Raw genomic sequence first — 15,612 nt, 5'->3', positions numbered from 1 at the left:
CGGTCAGTCGAAGGACGGATCCTCGGTCCTGGTCCGCTTCAGCTCGAAGAAGTGCGGGTAGTCGGCCAGCGTGACCGCCGCGTCCCACAGCTTCCCGGCCTCCTCGCCACGCGGAATCCGCGACAGCACCGGACCGAAGAAGGCATTGCCGTTGATATGGATGGTCGGGGTGCCGACATCCGGGCCGACCTTGTCCATGCCTTCGTGATGGCTCTTGCGCAGCGCCTCGTCGAATTCGGCGCTCTCGGCGGCCGCGGCGAGTTCGGCGGGCAGGCCCACCTCGGCGAGCGAATCCGCGATCACCGCGGCGAGGGTTTCCTTGCGCGAGTCGCGCGTGTATTCCTCGCGACGGTTGTGGATGCGGGTGCCCATCGCGGTGTAGAGCGGAGAGAGCACCTTGTCACCGTGCTCCTGGGCGGCGGCGATGGCGACCCGGACCGGACCCCAGCCGGTGGCGAGCAGCTCCTCGTACTGCGGCGGCAGTCCCTCCTTGCCCTCGTTCAGCACCGACAGGCTCATCACGTGGAAACGCGCCTCGATATCGCGGACCTGCTCGACCTCGAGAATCCAGCGGGAGGTGATCCAACACCAGGGGCACAGCGGGTCGAACCAGAAATCGGCAACGTTCTTGGCGGTCGTCTCGCTCACAGACCTGTTCCTCTCCATCGCACGCTCGTAACGCGCGGATTCGCCGCGCCACTATCCGTGGCCAACCACGCGGGCGCGCGATTCGTTCCCGGACCGGACGCCCGATTTTCCGAAAAGGCGGCCCGGGGTCCCAGTAGGGTGACACGCAGGCGTCCGGTTCCCTCCCGAAAAGGAGTCCGTAATGACCTCTGATCAGCATTTCGTCATCGTCGGCGGCGGGCTGGCCGCGGCCAAAACGGCGGAAGCACTGCGCGACAACGATTTCGCCGGAACCGTGACGCTGATCAGCGCCGAGGATTACCTGCCCTATGAGCGACCGCCGCTGTCCAAGGAACATCTGGTCGGTAAGAAATCGCTCGAGGAATTCACCGTCGATCCGGGCCAGTGGTATCGCGATCACCATATCGACGTCCGGCTCGGCACCGAAGTCGGCGCGATCGATCCGAGCGCGAAAACCGTGACGCTGCCGGATGGTTCGACACTCGGCTACGACAAGCTCGCACTCGCGACCGGCTCGACACCGCGCCGCCTGCCGATTCCGGGCATGGATGCGCGCGAGGTGTACACGCTGCGCACCATCGGCGATTCCGACGCTCTGATCGAGCTGTTCGGCTCGGCCCGGCGACTGGTCATCATCGGGGCGGGCTGGATCGGGCTCGAGGTCGCCTCGGCCGCGCGCGCCGCCCAGGTCGAGGTCACCATTGTCGAATCCGCGGAACTGCCGCTGCTGGCGGCGCTCGGACCCGAGATGGGTCGGGTCTTCGCGGATCTGCACCGCGACCACGGCGTCGACCTGCGATTCGGTGCACAGGTCGAGGCGATCACCACTCATCAGGGGGAGGCGGATCTGGCGACCGGTGTCCGACTCACCGACGGCACCGTGATCGAGGGCGATGCGGTACTCGTCGCGATCGGCGCGCGGCCGAATATCGAACTGGCCGCCAACGCGGGACTGGCGACCGACGGCGGCGTACTCGTCGACGCGAGCCTGGCCACCAGTGACCCGGACATCGTGGCGGTCGGCGATATCGCCGACGCGCAGCATCCGGTGCTCGGGCGTCGAATTCGGGTGGAGCACTGGGCGAATGCGCTCAATCAGCCCGCCGTCGCGGCGCAGACCATGCTCGGCAAGTCGGCTTCCTACGAACGCCTTCCGTACTTCTTCACCGACCAATACGACCTGGGCATGGAGTACACCGGATATGCCGCGACCGGTGAGTACGCGCAGGTGGTCGTGCGCGGTGATGTGGGAAAGCGCGAGTTCGTCGCGTTCTGGCTCGATGCCGAGAACCGGGTGCTGGCGGGGATGAATGTGAACATCTGGGATGTGACCGACCGGATCAAGGAGTTGATCGGCCGGCAGGTCGATCCGGAACGGCTCGCCGATACCTCCACGCCACTGTGATGCAGATCACTATCGAGGATGCGTCGGATCGGCGCACCCAGCTCCGACCGCATCACGAGTGCGCCGCCGGGGCGCACCGCAGGCTAGGAGACCGGAAATGAAGTACATGCTGCTCAAGACCTATGGGCCCGCCGCCAACTGCGACGTTCCGATCACCGAGTGGACGCCGGAGGAGATCAAGGCGCATATCGATTTCCAGCGGGCGCTCGGCGCGGAGCTGGCCAAAACCGGTGAACTGGTCGACGCGCAGGGCCTGGCCGGGCCGGACGAGGCACGACTGGTCAGTTCGGACGGACGATCGTCACCGGTTGTCACCGATGGACCGTTCCCGGAGACCAAGGAGTTCCTGGCCGGATATTGGCTTGTCGATGTGGAAAGTCCGGAGCGTGCGCTGGAGATCGCCGCCCAGGCGTCGGCGGGCCCGGGGCCGGGCGGCAAGCCGATCGGCGAGTACATCGAGGTGCGCGCGGTGATGGGTGCCCCGGCAACCGAGTAATAGTTGTCCATGCACGGAGCACTGCCCATCGAGGACCTGTTGCGCGAACTCGCGCCACAGGTCCTCGGCACGCTGGTACGCCGATTCGGTGATTTCGACACCGCCGAGGACGCGCTACAGGAGGCGATGCTCGCGGCGGCGACCCAATGGCCCGACGATGGGCTACCGGATAATCCGCGAGCGTGGTTGATCCAGGTCGCGCAGCGGCGGATGGCCGATGTGGTGCGCGCCGAAGTGGCCCGGCGACGTAGAGAGACAACGGTTTTCGAGCGCGATGTGCCCGATGCCGAGGCCGTCGATCGTGACGATACGCTCGCGATGTTCTTCCTCTGCTGCCATCCGGCGCTGTCGTCCGCGAGTGCCATCGCGCTGACATTGCGTGCGGTCGGCGGGCTCGGCACGGCGGAGATCGCCAATGCCTTCCTGCTGCCGGAAGCGACCATGGCGCAACGGATTACGCGTACGAAGAAGAAACTGTCCACCCTCGACCGCCCGTTCGCCCGGCCCGGTGATGCGCAATGGCATGAGCGGCTCGGTGCGGTACTGCATGTGCTGTACCTGATCTTCAACGAGGGACACACCAGCACCGCGGGACCCGACCTACAGCGGACCGACCTCTCGAACGAGGCGATCCGCCTGACCAGGTCGATCCATCGACTGCTCCCCGACGACACCGAAGTAACCGGGCTGCTCGCGCTCATGTTGCTCACCGACTCCCGGCGCGCCGCCCGCACCGGAGCGCACGGTGAATTGATTCCGCTCGCCGAACAGAACCGCGCACTGTGGGATCGCGAGCTGATCACCGAGGGCATCACCTTGACGACCAGCACACTCACCTCGGGCCTCACCGGCCCCTACCAGATCCAGGCCGCGATCGCCGTACTGCACGCGCAGGCGCTGCGTGCCGAGGACACCGACTGGCGTCGAATCCTGGCCCTGTACAACATGATCGAGCGCATCTCGAAGAACCCGATGGTCACCCTCAACCGCGCCGTCGCCACCGCGATGGTGCACGGCCCGGCCGCCGGGCTCGAACTCGCCGACACCCTCGAAGACCAACTGGCAGACAACCACCGCCTCGACGCTGTCCGCGGCCACCTACACGAGATGGCAGGCGACTTCCCTGCAGCCATAACCTGCTACACCCACGCCGCCAACCACACCACCAGCCTCCCCGAACGCGACTACCTCACCCTCCGCGCCGCCCACCTCCGCCACCAACCGGACCGCTTCTCATCGAAGTCGTGAATCACTTGCCGCACATACGGTTCCGACACCCACATCGACATCGCGATCAGTGGCACCGGCTGCCGCTGAACCGCGGCCTCAGCGCTCTGACGAAATCCCGCGCCCTCGCGGATCGGCCGTGTCTTGTGCGCACCCAGGCGGCGGCAGGCGGCAGACTGCTCGGTGTGGCAGGCAAATTCAGTGCTGGGATTCTGTTGTTCCGTCGGACCGCCGGTGCTACCGAGGTGCTGATCGGGCATATGGGTGGGCCGTTCTGGGCGCGGAAGGATGCGGGGGCGTGGTCGATTCCGAAGGGTGAGTACGAGCCGGAGCACGAGAGCGCCGAGGTGGCCGCGGCGCGTGAGTTCCTCGAGGAACTCGGGCTGCCGGTGCCCGAGGGCGAGCGGGTGCCGTTGGGCGAGGTTCGCTACGGCAGTGGCAAAACCACCAAGAACCTCACCGTCTGGGCTGTCGAGGGCGATCTGGACCCATCCGCCGTTGTCCCCGGCACCTTCGAAATGGAATGGCCGCCCAAATCCGGCCGCCTCGCCACCTTCCCGGAAATCGACCGCGCCGAGTGGTTCGACCTCACCACCGCGCACGACAAACTCGGTGCGGGCCAGCGGCCCTACCTCGACCGGCTGGCCGAACACCTCGCCTGACCGGTCCTGCCCGGCGAACAGATCAGCGGGGAGTGCTACTCCAGGTCTGCCCAGTGATGAGTTCGTATGCCTCCATGTACTTCTGCCGGGTGGCATCGACGATCTCGGCGGGGATCTCCGGCCCCGGATACTCCTTGTTCCAGCCCGTGGAGGTGGACCAGTCGCGGACGAACTGTTTGTCGAAGGAGCGTTGGGGGCGGCCGGGTTCCCATTCGGCGCCGGGCCAGAAGCGGGAGGAGTCGGAGGTCAGTACTTCGTCGCCGAGGGTGAGAATGTCTCCGTCCCAACCGAATTCGACCTTGGTGTCGGCGACGATGACGCCGCGCACGGCGGCGTGCGCGGCACCCCGGGTGTAGATCCGGAGAGTCAGGTCGCGTAGTTGCTCGGCGACCTCGCGGCCCTCCTGATTCACCACATCCGCGAAGGTGATGGGCTCGTCGTGGCCCTCGGAGGCCTTACTGGTCGGGGTGAAGATCGGCTCGGGCAGTATGTCGCCATCGCGCAGACCGCGCGGCAGCGCGACGCCGGAAACCGTCCCGGTGCGCTCGTATTCCTTCAGCCCCGACCCGGTCAGATAGCCGCGCGCGATGCATTCGACCTGCACCATCTTCAGCGGCTTGACCCGGATGCCGCGACCGGCGAATTCCGCGGGCACATCGGTCGCGGAGACCACATGGTTGGGCACCTCGGTGAAGTATTCGAACCACCAGTTGGACAGCTGGGTCAGCAGTGCGCCCTTATCCGGGATCGGCGTCGGCAGCACCACGTCGTAGACCGATACCCGGTCCGACGCCACCAGCAGCAGGGTGTCGCCGTCCTCGTAGAGGTCGCGCACCTTTCCGGCGTGGATGTGCTTCACGTCGCAGCTCCGATCCTGGTCGATAGGGTTCATTGGGAAAAAGTCCCGCGCGGGCAACCTTACCGAGGTGGCATTGTGGTGAGTGCTGTGCCCGCCGGGGGGCCGCCCGTACATGTTCTTCGAACCACGAAGGAGTCCAATGTCCGCACCGAACCTGACTCGCGACCAGGCGATCGAACGCGCCTCGACAGTGCAGGTCGAGAACTATCGCATCGAGCTCGACCTGACCGATGGGGCAGGGCAGCCGGGCGAGCAGACCTTCTTCTCCCGCAGCACGGTCACTTTCACCGCGACCGCGGGCGCGAGCACGTTCATCGATATCGTCGCCCGCGGGGTCCGCTCCGCCGTGCTCAACGGCACGTCGATCGACGTCGCCGACTACGACGAAGCCAAGGGCATCACCCTCACCGGTCTGGCCGAGCGCAACGAACTCGTCGTCGAGGCCGACTGCGAATACTCCAATACCGGTGAGGGCCTGCACCGGTTCGTCGACCCCACCGATGACGCGGTCTACCTGTACTCGCAATTCGAAACCGCCGATGCCAAACGCATGTTCGCCTGCTTCGATCAGCCGGATCTCAAGGCCAGCTTCGATATCAGCGTCACCGCCGCACCGAGCTGGAAGGTCATCTCCAACGCCGCCGCGGTCGATACGCTCATCGCCGATCCCGGTAAGCACCTGTTCCGCACCACCCCGAGGATGAGCACCTATCTGGTCGCACTCATCGCGGGCCCGTACGCGGAATGGACCGACGCCTACACCGACGATCACGGCACCATCCCGCTCGGCATCTACTGCCGCTCCTCGCTCGCCGAACATATGGACGCCGAGCGCCTCTTCACCGAGACCAAGCAGGGCTTCGGCTTCTACCACAACAACTTCGGTGTGCCGTACGCCTTCGGCAAGTACGACCAGCTGTTCGTCCCGGAGTTCAATGCGGGCGCGATGGAGAACGCCGGTGCCGTTACCTTCCTGGAGGACTACGTCTTCCGGTCCAAGGTGACCCGTGCCTCCTACGAGCGGCGCGCCGAGACCGTACTGCACGAGATGGCGCATATGTGGTTCGGCGATCTGGTCACCATGAAGTGGTGGGACGACCTGTGGTTGAACGAATCGTTCGCGACCTTCGCCTCGGTGCTGTGCCAGTCCGAGGCGACCGAATACACAAGTGCCTGGACCACTTTCGCCAATGTGGAGAAGTCCTGGGCCTACCGGCAGGACCAGCTGCCCTCCACTCACCCCATTGCCGCGGATATCCCGGACCTGCATGCGGTCGAGGTCAACTTCGACGGAATCACCTATGCCAAGGGCGCTTCCGTGCTCAAGCAGCTCGTCGCGTATGTCGGTCTGGAGCCGTTCCTCGCGGGTCTGCGCGCCTACTTCACCGAACACGCCTACGGCAACGCCACTTTCGACGATCTGCTGTCGGCGCTGGAACAGGCCTCGGGCCGTGATCTGTCCGGCTGGGGCGCGCAGTGGCTCAAGACCACCGGCTTGAATATCCTCCGGCCGGATTTCGAGGTCGACGCCGAGGGCAATTTCACCTCGTTCGCCGTGGTGCAGGAGGGTGCGGCACCCGGTGCGGGCGAACGTCGCGTCCATCGCCTCGCCGTCGGCGTCTACGACGACCAGGACGGCAAGCTGGTGCGCACCAAGCGTGTCGAGCTCGATCTCGATGCCGCCGAGCGCACCGACGTACCAGAGTTGGCCGGCGTGCCACGCGGCAAGTTCGTGCTGGTCAACGATGACGACCTCACCTACTGCTCGGTGCGCCTGGATGCCGATTCGCTCGACGTGCTGGTCAACCGCATCGCCGATATCGCCGAACCGCTCCCCCGCACGCTGGCCTGGTCGGCCGCCTGGGAGATGACCAGGCAGGCCGAATTCCGGGCCCGCGATTTCGTCGCCCTGGTTCAGCGCGGCATCGGCGCCGAATCCGAAATCGGTGTGGTGCAACGACTCCTGATGCAGGCCAACACCGCGATCGGCAGCTACGCCGATCCGGAATGGGCCACCACCACCGGCTGGCCCGAATACGCCAACCGCCTGCTGGAACTCGCCCGCGAGGCCGAGGCGGGTTCGGACCACCAACTCGCCTTCGTCAACGCACTCACCGCCGCCAAGCTGTCGGATTGGCACACCGAGGTGCTGCGTGAACTGCTCGACGGCGATCCGGCGAAGGTCGGTCTCCCGGGTCTGATCGTCGACACCGATCTGCGCTGGCGACTGGTCACCGCACTCGCCGCCGCCGGTGAGATCGACACCGAAGGGCTCGCCACCCCCACGATCGATACGGAGTTGTCCAACGATCCGACCGCGGCGGGTAAGCGGCACGCCGCGGCCGCGGCGACGGCCCGTCCGATCGCCGAGGTGAAGGAGCAGGCCTGGACGACGGTGATGTCCGACGATTCGGTCCCGAATATCACCGCCCGCTCGATCGTCGGCGGCTTCGCGCCCAATGGCCAGGGTGAGCTGCTGACGCCGTACGTGGAGCGCTATTTCGCCGAGGTCCCCGACGTCTGGGAGCGCCGCTCCAGCGAGGTCGCGCAGACCGTGGTCATCGGGCTCTATCCGGCGTGGGCGATCAGCGAGGAAGCCGTCGCGACGGCGGACAAGTTCCTCGCCGATGACCATCCGTCCGCGCTGCGCCGTTTGGTGAGCGAGGGCAAGGCGGGCATCGAACGCTCACTGCGCGCCCGCACCTTCGACGCCCAGGACTGAAACACAAACGGCGCGTTCACCTCAACCGAGGTGAACGCGCCGGATGTGGAACGATCAGCGACCGATGGCGGCGGCCATCACGCGAACCGCGGAGATCAGGCCGTCGATGAGCTGGCCCTGCCGGAACGAGCTCAGTGCGGCGGTGACGCCGAGCTGGCAGACGCGGTCGTTGGCGCGATCGGCGACCTCGTGGCCGGAGCGCACCTCGATGGCCTTGTCATTGGGCGAAACCGCGATGAGCACCGAATGCGCGGCCTCGGGGGTCGCGGGGAAGACCGCGTCCGCACCGGTGGCCGGATCCGCGCCGAGATCGCCGATGTAGATGTTGAAGCGCACCTTGGTCGCGCGGGTCGCCTCGGTGAGCACGTTGTCCATGGCGAGCCGCTCGTCATCGCTGAACGGGGCTTCCTTGAACACCGCGCCGGCCTCGTGCACACCCGAGACGCGGCCGCTGCTGGTGACCACCGAACCGTGCGGCAGTTCGGATTCGACTACCGCCGGCCAATTAGAACTTGCCACTTGCCCGGCCTCCGATCAGCTCCACGTCGGTGGATTCGATTGCCACATGGTGCCCATGCGACGACTCAGCGTGGTGACCCGATCCGGTCACCTCGTCGGTAGCACTCCACAGCACGGGAGGCTGGGTCCACTTCTGACCGAGATCGAAGTGGACCGGCTTCTCGCCGGGCAGTGGCTTGCCGAGAAACGACAATCCGGCGATCGCGCCGTAGATCACCAGCGGGATGCCGAGGAAGATCAGCACTGTCTCGAGAATGCTCATGCCTGCGCCTCGCTGACGCTCGGCTCCGTCATGCGCATAGCGCGCTGGCTCATGGTTCGCTCGCTTCGCTCACTCACAGGATCAAAGGTAGACGATCCTCTGTAGTAGTTCGCGCTCTGGTCGAACTCGTGTTGTCCGCTCACGACTGCGCCTCGCCGGCGGTCGGCTCCGTCCTGCGCGATGCGCGCTGTGATTCGGGGCGCTCGCTCACACCAGCCAGGCGGCGGCATTCGCGGGCAACTGTCCGTTCACCGGTGGGGCGCTGACGAGCAGTACATCGCCCGGCGGCAGGGAGATCGGCACGGGGGATGCGTTCAGCACGCAGACCAGTCCACCCGGTCTCCGGAAGGCCAGGCAACCCGACGGACTGCCGTACCACTCGATCCGCGGACCCGCGAATTCCGGCCGGACACCACGTAATTCGATCGCCAAGCGGTACAGCGACAGTGTGGAGCCCAACGCCTCCAACTGCGCCTCGACCGAGGACGACGCCCATTCCGGCGGTATCGGCAGCCAGGACTGCTCGGCCGTGGTGAAGCCGAACGGCGGCGCCGAGCCCTCCCATGGAATCGGCACCCGGCAGCCGTCGCGTCCGCGCTCGGTATGTCCTGAGCGTTCCCAGACCGGATCCTGCAGCACCGCCTCGGGCAGATCGTCCACATTCGGCAGTCCGAGTTCGGCGCCGTTGTAGATGAAGACGGCACCGGGCAGCGCCAACTCCACCATGATCATCGCGCGAGCCCGCGCCACCCCGACCGGACCGCCGCCATAGCGGGTGACCTCGCGCTCGATGTCGTGGTTGGACAGGGTCCAGGTGGGCGAGGCACCCACCGGCGCGACGGCCGCGAGCGAATTGTCGATGGCGGCCCGCACCGGATCGGCGGCGAATTCCGTCTCGGCGAGACGGAAATTGAAGGCCAGGTGCAGTTCGTCCGGTCGGACGTACTCGCCGAATCGGGTGTTGTCGTCGACCCACACCTCGCCGATCGAGACCGCGTTCGGATACTCGTCCAGCACCTTGCGGATGCGGCGGTGGATCTCGTGCACATCGGGATTGTTGAAGCGCGGATCGCTGTCGTCGTGCACGAGCATCCTGGTCTCGACGCGCACCATATCGGGCAGGCCGTCCGGTTTCGCCATGCCGTGCGCGACATCGAGGCGGAAGCCGTCGACTCCGCGGTCGAGCCAGAACCGCAGCGTCTGCTCGAAATCGGCGGCGACCTCGGGATTCTGCCAGTTCAGATCGGGTTGCTCACGCGCGAAGATGTGCAGGTACCACTGACCGGGGGTGCCGTCGGCCTCGGTGATTCGGGTCCAGGCGGGTCCGCCGAAGATGCTCGGCCAGTTGTTCGGCGGCGTGGCGCCGTCGGGACCGCGGCCGTCGCGGAAGATGTAGCGCTCGCGTTCATGGCTGCCGGGTGCGGCGGCCAGCGCCGCGGCGAACCACGGATGCTGATCACTGGTGTGGTTCGGCACCAGGTCCATGGTGACCTTGAGATTGCGGTCGTGCGCCTCGGCGATCAACTCGTCCATCGCCGCCATACCGCCGAACAGCGCGTCGATATCGCGCGGATCGGCGACGTCGTAGCCGCCGTCGGCCATCGGCGAACGCATCACCGGACAGATCCACAGCGCGTCCACCCCGAGTAGTTCGAGGTAGCCGAGCTTCTCGCGAACTCCACCGAGATCGCCGATCCCGTCACCGTCGGAGTCCGCGAAGGATCTCGGATAGACCTGGTAGAACACGGCCGACCGCCACCAAGGTTGGGCGGTGCGATCCACCGACGCCGGTACGGCAGGTGTATCAGTCACATCCGCAATAGTGCCAAAGATTTTCGGTAAATTCGCCCAGGCTCAACTGTGTTCTACGACATCCGGCAAATTTTCAGCGTTGCATAACCCGAGCCCGAAACCCTGGCGCTGACCCGGGAACCGGACGAAATGATCTCACCAAGCCGCATTCATCAGCGAATTTGCCGCCATCTCCAAATAGTCGAGCAATGCCTTGCGATGTTCATCGTCCAGAATTTCCGGTTCGATTTCCGCCACGCCGATGTGCATGCAGCGCAGCCACGCGTCGCGCTCCACCGGACCGATTTTGAACGGCATATGCCGCATCCGCAGCCGCGGGTGCCCGCGTTCGTCGGAGTAGGTGCGCGGCCCGCCCCAGTACTGCTCCAGGAACATGCGCAGGCGCCGCTCGGCCGGTCCGAGGTCCTGCTCCGGATACAGCGGGCGCAGCACCTCATCGGCCGCCACCTCGCGATAGAACGCCGCGACGATCCGCTGGAACGTCTCCGCCCCACCGATCGCCTCGTAGAACGACGTGGCTGTCTGCTCGCCGGAACTCATCAGGTCCTCTCGATCGGGGCAATGTGCCGCCGTCCATTGTGCCCGCGTTACGAACGGGCGGCCCTTCAACCACAGTTCATCCGACATTGTGCGAAATCACCGTGCAATAGCAGGCGTTCCATGGTCAACTGGGTGGCAGTCTCTGCCGAGATACCACATGATCTTGAAAACAACGAAACCGGGGTCACCATGAAGCAGCGGCACGGCCGATCACATGAGGCCAGGACGCACCGACAACTCCAGCCCGCCGACGTCCACAATCGTGGGTCGGGGGCTACTCCGCTGCACATCTTGTCCGACCACCATCCGGGTGCCCATCGCACCGGTGAGCCTGCTCACCACATCGCACACCTCACGCCCGTCCAGACCGAGGCCGCCAACTGGTTGAAGCGCCGGGTGCTGCTTCTGAATGCCACCTACGAGCCGCTCACCGCACTGTCCGCGCGCCGCGCCGTCGTACTTCTCATCTGCGATAAAGCCGATACCGTCCACCACGACCCCGAGGGTTCGGTGGTGCATTCCGCCGAATCCGCCGTCACGATTCCGTCCGTCATCCGGCTGCGCAGCTATGTGCACGTGCCTTATCGCGCGCGCGTACCGATGACCCGTGCCGCCCTCATGCATCGCGACCGCTACCGCTGCGGCTATTGCGGTGGGAAGGCGGAGACCATCGACCACGTCATCCCGCGCAGCCGCGGCGGTGAACATTCCTGGGAGAACTGCGTCGCCAGCTGCGCGCCGTGCAATCACCGCAAGGCCGACAAGCTGCTCAGCGAGCTGGGGTGGACGTTGCGTTCGCCGCTGGTTTCGCCGAAGGGGCCGCATTGGCGACTGCTGTCGACCACTGCGGAGCTGGATCCGGTGTGGTTGCAGTATCTCGGTGAAGGCGCGGCCTGAAGCTTCGAGGTATGCGCGGGCCCCGAGTGGCTTTCGCATGGCCTGGGCGAGATATGGCGCGACCGGAGGGATTCGGACGAGCCGACCGGGAATCACGTGTATTCGACGACCAGCGTTGCCCAGGTGTCGCGTTCGAGGGCCTCGAAAATGTGCGGTGCGTCACCGGGGTAGGCGATGTAGTCGCCGGGTGTCAGTTCGACCGGTGCGTCGATCGGGCCGACGAGCGCGCGTCCGCTGGCGAGGAGCACGTGCTCGACCACGCCCGGGATATGCGGCTCCGATTTGCGCGCATGACCGGGTTCGGACGTGATGCGGAACAGATCGCGGCGGGAGTTGGCCGGACCGGCCGCCAGCAGCGTTGCGCGGTACTCGGACTCGGCGGCGGCGACCACCGGCCCCTCCCCCGCGCGGATGACGTGCACGGTGGGCCGCGGCGGGTCGAGCAGCCGCGAGAAGGGCATATCCAGGGCGACGCACAGCGCCCACAAGGTCTCCAGGCTCGGATTGCCGGTGCCGGATTCCAGTTGGGACAGTGTGGATTTCGCCACACCCGCACGGTTGGCGACCTCGGTGAGCGATAGCCCGGCGCGGGTGCGCTCGCGGCGCAGGGCAGCGGCGATCACCGCCTGTGGCGTCGTCGGACTCTGCTCCATTTCCGCTCCCGTCGACTAGGTGAATGGCAGGCCGGCGGAGCCGGCCGGAGTCGGTGAGTACAGCTGACCGCCCAACAGAGAACCATATTGACGAATCGTCCCGCCATGTTCACTATAAGCAACATGCGTTCGATATGGCGAACACTCGATCGGGACACACTCTCCGGAATCGCGGCGGTACTGCTCGCGGTCGGGCTGATCGGTGTTTCCTACGGTGCGACCGCTGTCACCTCCGGTTTTCCACTGTGGGTACCGATCGTGCTCGGGGTCGTGGTGCTCGCGGGCGGCGCGGAGTTCCTGTTCATCGGAATCATGGCCGCCGGTGGCAGCCCGATCGCGGCGGTGCTGGCTGGACTGCTGGTCAATGCCAGGCATCTGCCGTACGGACTGTCGGTGCCCGATGTGGTCGGCACCGGATGGCGGCGGCGCATCGGCGTACACGTGATGAACGACGAATCCGTCGCGCTGGCACTCGCCCAGCCCGATGTAGCGCGTCGGCGGGCCGCATATTGGGTGAGCGGGTTGGGTGTGCTCATCGCTTGGCCGGGTGGTGCGGCGGTCGGTGCGCTGATCGGCACGGTGGTGCCCGATACCGGTGCGATCGGGTTGGACGCGGTGTTCCCGGCGGTGCTGTTATCGCTGATCATGCCCGCCTTGCGAGCCCGCGGCACGCTGCGCGCGGCTCTGATCGGGGCGAGTGCGGCCGTGGCGAGTGCGCCGTTTCTACCCGCGGGAATGCCTGTGCTGGTTGCGCTTTCGGGACTGTTCTTCGCTATCTCGAGGAAAGGCGACAGCAAGGCCGAGCCTGGAGAGACGCAGGCGGCATGAGCAAGCGATTCGTCGGCGGAGCACATCCGGCCGAACCGAGGACCGTGGAGGCGCAGACGTGAATACCCCGATCCTGCTGGTGGCCATGTCCGCACTCTCGGCCGGAACATATGCCTTCCGTTCATCGGGCCCGGCGCTGCGCAACCGCATCCGCTTCCCAGAGCGAGCAACCGAACTGCTGGAGATCGGCGCGGTCGTCCTGCTCGCTGCGATGGTCGCCATCACCACGGTGCCCACGGGCACCGGCCACCTCGGATTCGCCTTACCCGCAGGGGTTTTGGTCGGTGGCCTGCTGGCGTGGCGCAACCAGCCGATGCTGGTGGTCATCCTGGCCGCGGCGGGTACGACCGCCCTGCTGCGCCTGGTCGGCGTCACCTGACCCCGCCACACTGCTGGTCGCGGGTGCACACCCGGTACACAGGGTGCGCATTTACGACAAAGGGTGCGCAGACACGTCTTTCAGGACCATCCATCCAACAGGATCCCGAATCCCAAGCGGGTGAGCGGGATAGCACTGCCTGGTCCGGGACCACCACCGGCAAATGCCGAATGCGATCAGCCGCACCCTCTCTCGGGACCCAACCCGTTTCGGTGCCGACGGTACGAATCCCGACAGGGGCGCCGGACTTCCCACGACCGGCACCGACGGCTGCGGTCGGGGTCAGCGGGGAGTCAGCGGGATGCCGCCGCCGCGACGCCGGGCGACGGAACCGTAGCGGGCGTCGATGCGGAGCCACGTCTTGGTGGCGCGGACTCGGACGATTTCGGCGGGTGCGATGCGGCGCGAGTCGGCCTTGTCACCGGAGTGCGGGATGAAATCCATTGCGGTGAGGGCGAATACGACCCGCATCGGGACCTGCACCTGGGCGAGACCCGCGGAGACGGTGAGCACCGTCTGGTCGAGCAGGGAGGCGGGCGGGCCGTGATTGCTGCCGTGTTCCTTGGCCAGTGCCGCGCCCTGTTCGGCGAGTTCGACGAGAGTGCGCGCGGGCACATCGTCGACGTGTTCGAAGCCCACATCCGGCGGCAGCGCACCGCGCCATGCCGAATCCATCGAGTAGCCGAGGTCGATCGGACTAGCGGACGGCAGACCGGCCAACACCAGATCGGCGCCGACGGTGACATCGTCGACACCGAGCTCGGCGACCACGGTGCGTACCGCGAGTGCCTCGAAACCCGTTGCCACCCAAGCGGATACGTACCGTTCCCCGCGACGGCGCAGACGCACCACCGCCGCGGGGTCCAGCCGAACGGCTCGGCTCAAGAAGGTCGCCAGATTCTCCCGCTCAGCCGGATCGGCAACATCCAGAACGCGCTGTCCCGACATCAGTGCTCCCACATCACCACATCGCAGCCGGATCCGGCCGCCACACGGCGAGCGTGGTCAGCCCTCGCCCCGGCACGACCGCTGTACAGCCGGATTCAGCCATCACCACACGACCGTCGATTCCGAATCCACAGTTCGACGACCGAGACCTGCCACAACTTGCGCGGTTGGGCGGATCTGCATGAGCAGATCCTGGGCCAGGTAGTTCTCGACGAACTCCACGACCGATCCATACCCCCTGCGAGTTCGACCCGAAGACCGAGTCGGCGCGGCTGCCGGTCCCAGCGATCCGAATCCGCCGCCCGAGCGATCCGGGCAAGCGTTCACTCTTTCCACTCGGCGAGGTAATCACGTTCGGTATCGGTGAGCCGACGCAGGCGCTGCGAGCGCATATCGAAGGCCGCGATCTGAGTGGAGGCGATCACCGCGGGCGGCGAGTCCGGGGCCGCGCCATTGGCCCGGACCTCGTAACCGATGGTGAAGTCGACCGCACGCAGCTGCTCGATCCACATGGCGATATCGAGCGGGGTGTCCTCGTGACGCAGCTGGCCACGGTAGCGGACCCGAAGGTCCGCCAGCACGCAGCCCTCACGCAACGGCGCGGTCGGACGTCCGTCCTCGAACAGCCACGGAATCCGCGCCTCCTCCAGCAGCGTCACCATGCGGGCATGGTTGACGTGCTGGAACACGTCCATGTCCGACCACCTGACGTCTACCTTGGCGTGGAAGCGCTTGGGCAGCAGCAGGCTGCCACC

At 66.2% G+C, this 15,612-nt stretch carries 17 protein-coding genes; 8 read left to right on the top strand and 9 right to left on the bottom strand.

The genetic code is table 11. The annotated features are described in order from the left end of the window. Positions 1-3 precede the first annotated feature (3 nt). The gene (locus ON44_RS08260) at positions 4-666 is read right to left on the bottom strand and encodes a mycothiol-dependent nitroreductase Rv2466c family protein (protein WP_051181738.1); all 663 of its coding nucleotides are present in this window, start codon (positions 664-666) and stop codon (positions 4-6) included. Between the two features lie 163 nt (positions 667-829). Here ON44_RS08260 and ON44_RS08255 point away from each other — a divergent pair, with 163 nt between their 5' ends. From ON44_RS08255 to ON44_RS08240, 4 genes are all read left to right on the top strand, one after another. After that, complete coding sequence (locus tag ON44_RS08255; RefSeq protein ID WP_040687606.1) at positions 830-2,053, top strand: NAD(P)/FAD-dependent oxidoreductase; 1,224 nt, start codon at positions 830-832, stop codon at positions 2,051-2,053. Positions 2,054-2,150: 97 nt separating this feature from the next. Further along, on the top strand, positions 2,151-2,549 hold the full coding sequence (locus ON44_RS08250) for a YciI family protein (RefSeq protein WP_040687604.1): 399 nt from the start codon (positions 2,151-2,153) through the stop codon (positions 2,547-2,549). A gap of 9 nt (positions 2,550-2,558) precedes the next feature. Continuing rightward, entirely contained in the window at positions 2,559-3,797 is a 1,239-nt protein-coding gene (locus ON44_RS08245) for an RNA polymerase sigma factor (RefSeq protein WP_040687603.1), read from the top strand. A gap of 164 nt (positions 3,798-3,961) precedes the next feature. After that, the gene (locus ON44_RS08240; RefSeq protein WP_040687651.1) at positions 3,962-4,438 is read left to right on the top strand and encodes an NUDIX hydrolase; all 477 of its coding nucleotides are present in this window, start codon (positions 3,962-3,964) and stop codon (positions 4,436-4,438) included. 22 nt (positions 4,439-4,460) lie between these two features. Here the strand turns inward: ON44_RS08240 and ON44_RS08235 are convergent, their stop codons facing one another. Beyond that, positions 4,461-5,297, bottom strand: a complete 837-nt coding sequence (locus tag ON44_RS08235; RefSeq protein WP_040687601.1) for a phosphoribosylaminoimidazolesuccinocarboxamide synthase — start codon at positions 5,295-5,297, stop codon at positions 4,461-4,463. A gap of 139 nt (positions 5,298-5,436) precedes the next feature. Here ON44_RS08235 and pepN point away from each other — a divergent pair, with 139 nt between their 5' ends. Beyond that, positions 5,437-8,019 (top strand): aminopeptidase N, encoded by a 2,583-nt coding sequence (pepN, locus tag ON44_RS08230; protein ID WP_040687599.1) that lies wholly within the window; start codon positions 5,437-5,439, stop codon positions 8,017-8,019. A gap of 54 nt (positions 8,020-8,073) precedes the next feature. On the opposite strand, the gene ON44_RS08225 is transcribed toward pepN, so the two are convergent. From ON44_RS08225 to ON44_RS08210, 4 genes are all read right to left on the bottom strand, one after another. Beyond that, a complete protein-coding gene (locus ON44_RS08225; RefSeq protein WP_040687597.1) occupies positions 8,074-8,538 on the bottom strand; it encodes a DUF5130 domain-containing protein in 465 nt (154 codons plus the stop codon). Further along, positions 8,525-8,800: an aa3-type cytochrome oxidase subunit CtaJ gene (ctaJ, locus tag ON44_RS08220; RefSeq protein WP_040687596.1), complete on the bottom strand. Its 276-nt coding sequence runs from the start codon at positions 8,798-8,800 to the stop codon at positions 8,525-8,527. Before ctaJ ends, ON44_RS08225 begins: the two co-directional genes overlap by 14 nt. 207 nt (positions 8,801-9,007) lie before the next feature. After that, positions 9,008-10,612, bottom strand: coding sequence for a glycoside hydrolase family 13 protein (locus ON44_RS08215; RefSeq protein WP_040687595.1), 1,605 nt, complete (start codon positions 10,610-10,612; stop codon positions 9,008-9,010). A 135-nt stretch (positions 10,613-10,747) separates the two neighbouring features. Further along, positions 10,748-11,152, bottom strand: coding sequence for a globin (locus ON44_RS08210; RefSeq protein WP_040687594.1), 405 nt, complete (start codon positions 11,150-11,152; stop codon positions 10,748-10,750). A gap of 189 nt (positions 11,153-11,341) precedes the next feature. On the opposite strand from ON44_RS08210, the gene ON44_RS08205 reads away from it, so the two are divergent. Further along, the gene (locus ON44_RS08205) at positions 11,342-12,049 is read left to right on the top strand and encodes an HNH endonuclease (RefSeq protein ID WP_174415013.1); all 708 of its coding nucleotides are present in this window, start codon (positions 11,342-11,344) and stop codon (positions 12,047-12,049) included. 92 nt (positions 12,050-12,141) lie between these two features. On the opposite strand, the gene ON44_RS08200 is transcribed toward ON44_RS08205, so the two are convergent. Next, entirely contained in the window at positions 12,142-12,702 is a 561-nt protein-coding gene (locus ON44_RS08200; RefSeq protein ID WP_040687593.1) for a helix-turn-helix domain-containing protein, read from the bottom strand. A gap of 123 nt (positions 12,703-12,825) precedes the next feature. Here ON44_RS08200 and ON44_RS08195 point away from each other — a divergent pair, with 123 nt between their 5' ends. Together ON44_RS08195 and ON44_RS08190 are read left to right on the top strand one after the other, a co-directional pair. Next, positions 12,826-13,530 carry an AzlC family ABC transporter permease gene (locus ON44_RS08195; protein ID WP_040687591.1) on the top strand — a complete coding sequence of 235 codons (705 nt, stop codon included), beginning with the start codon at positions 12,826-12,828 and terminating at the stop codon, positions 13,528-13,530. A 58-nt stretch (positions 13,531-13,588) separates the two neighbouring features. Beyond that, a complete protein-coding gene (locus ON44_RS08190; RefSeq protein ID WP_245567063.1) occupies positions 13,589-13,909 on the top strand; it encodes an AzlD domain-containing protein in 321 nt (106 codons plus the stop codon). A gap of 282 nt (positions 13,910-14,191) precedes the next feature. On the opposite strand, the gene ON44_RS08185 is transcribed toward ON44_RS08190, so the two are convergent. Together ON44_RS08185 and ON44_RS08180 are read right to left on the bottom strand one after the other, a co-directional pair. Continuing rightward, on the bottom strand, positions 14,192-14,857 hold the full coding sequence (locus ON44_RS08185) for a DUF8185 domain-containing protein (RefSeq protein WP_040687589.1): 666 nt from the start codon (positions 14,855-14,857) through the stop codon (positions 14,192-14,194). Positions 14,858-15,180: 323 nt separating this feature from the next. Beyond that, positions 15,181-15,603: an acyl-CoA thioesterase gene (locus ON44_RS08180; protein WP_281005058.1), complete on the bottom strand. Its 423-nt coding sequence runs from the start codon at positions 15,601-15,603 to the stop codon at positions 15,181-15,183. Positions 15,604-15,612: the final 9 nt, after the last annotated feature.

The organism is Nocardia vinacea NBRC 16497, assembly GCF_000308835.1.
Lineage (GTDB): Bacteria > Actinomycetota > Actinomycetes > Mycobacteriales > Mycobacteriaceae > Nocardia > Nocardia vinacea.
This window is presented reverse-complemented; position numbering and strand designations above follow the sequence as displayed.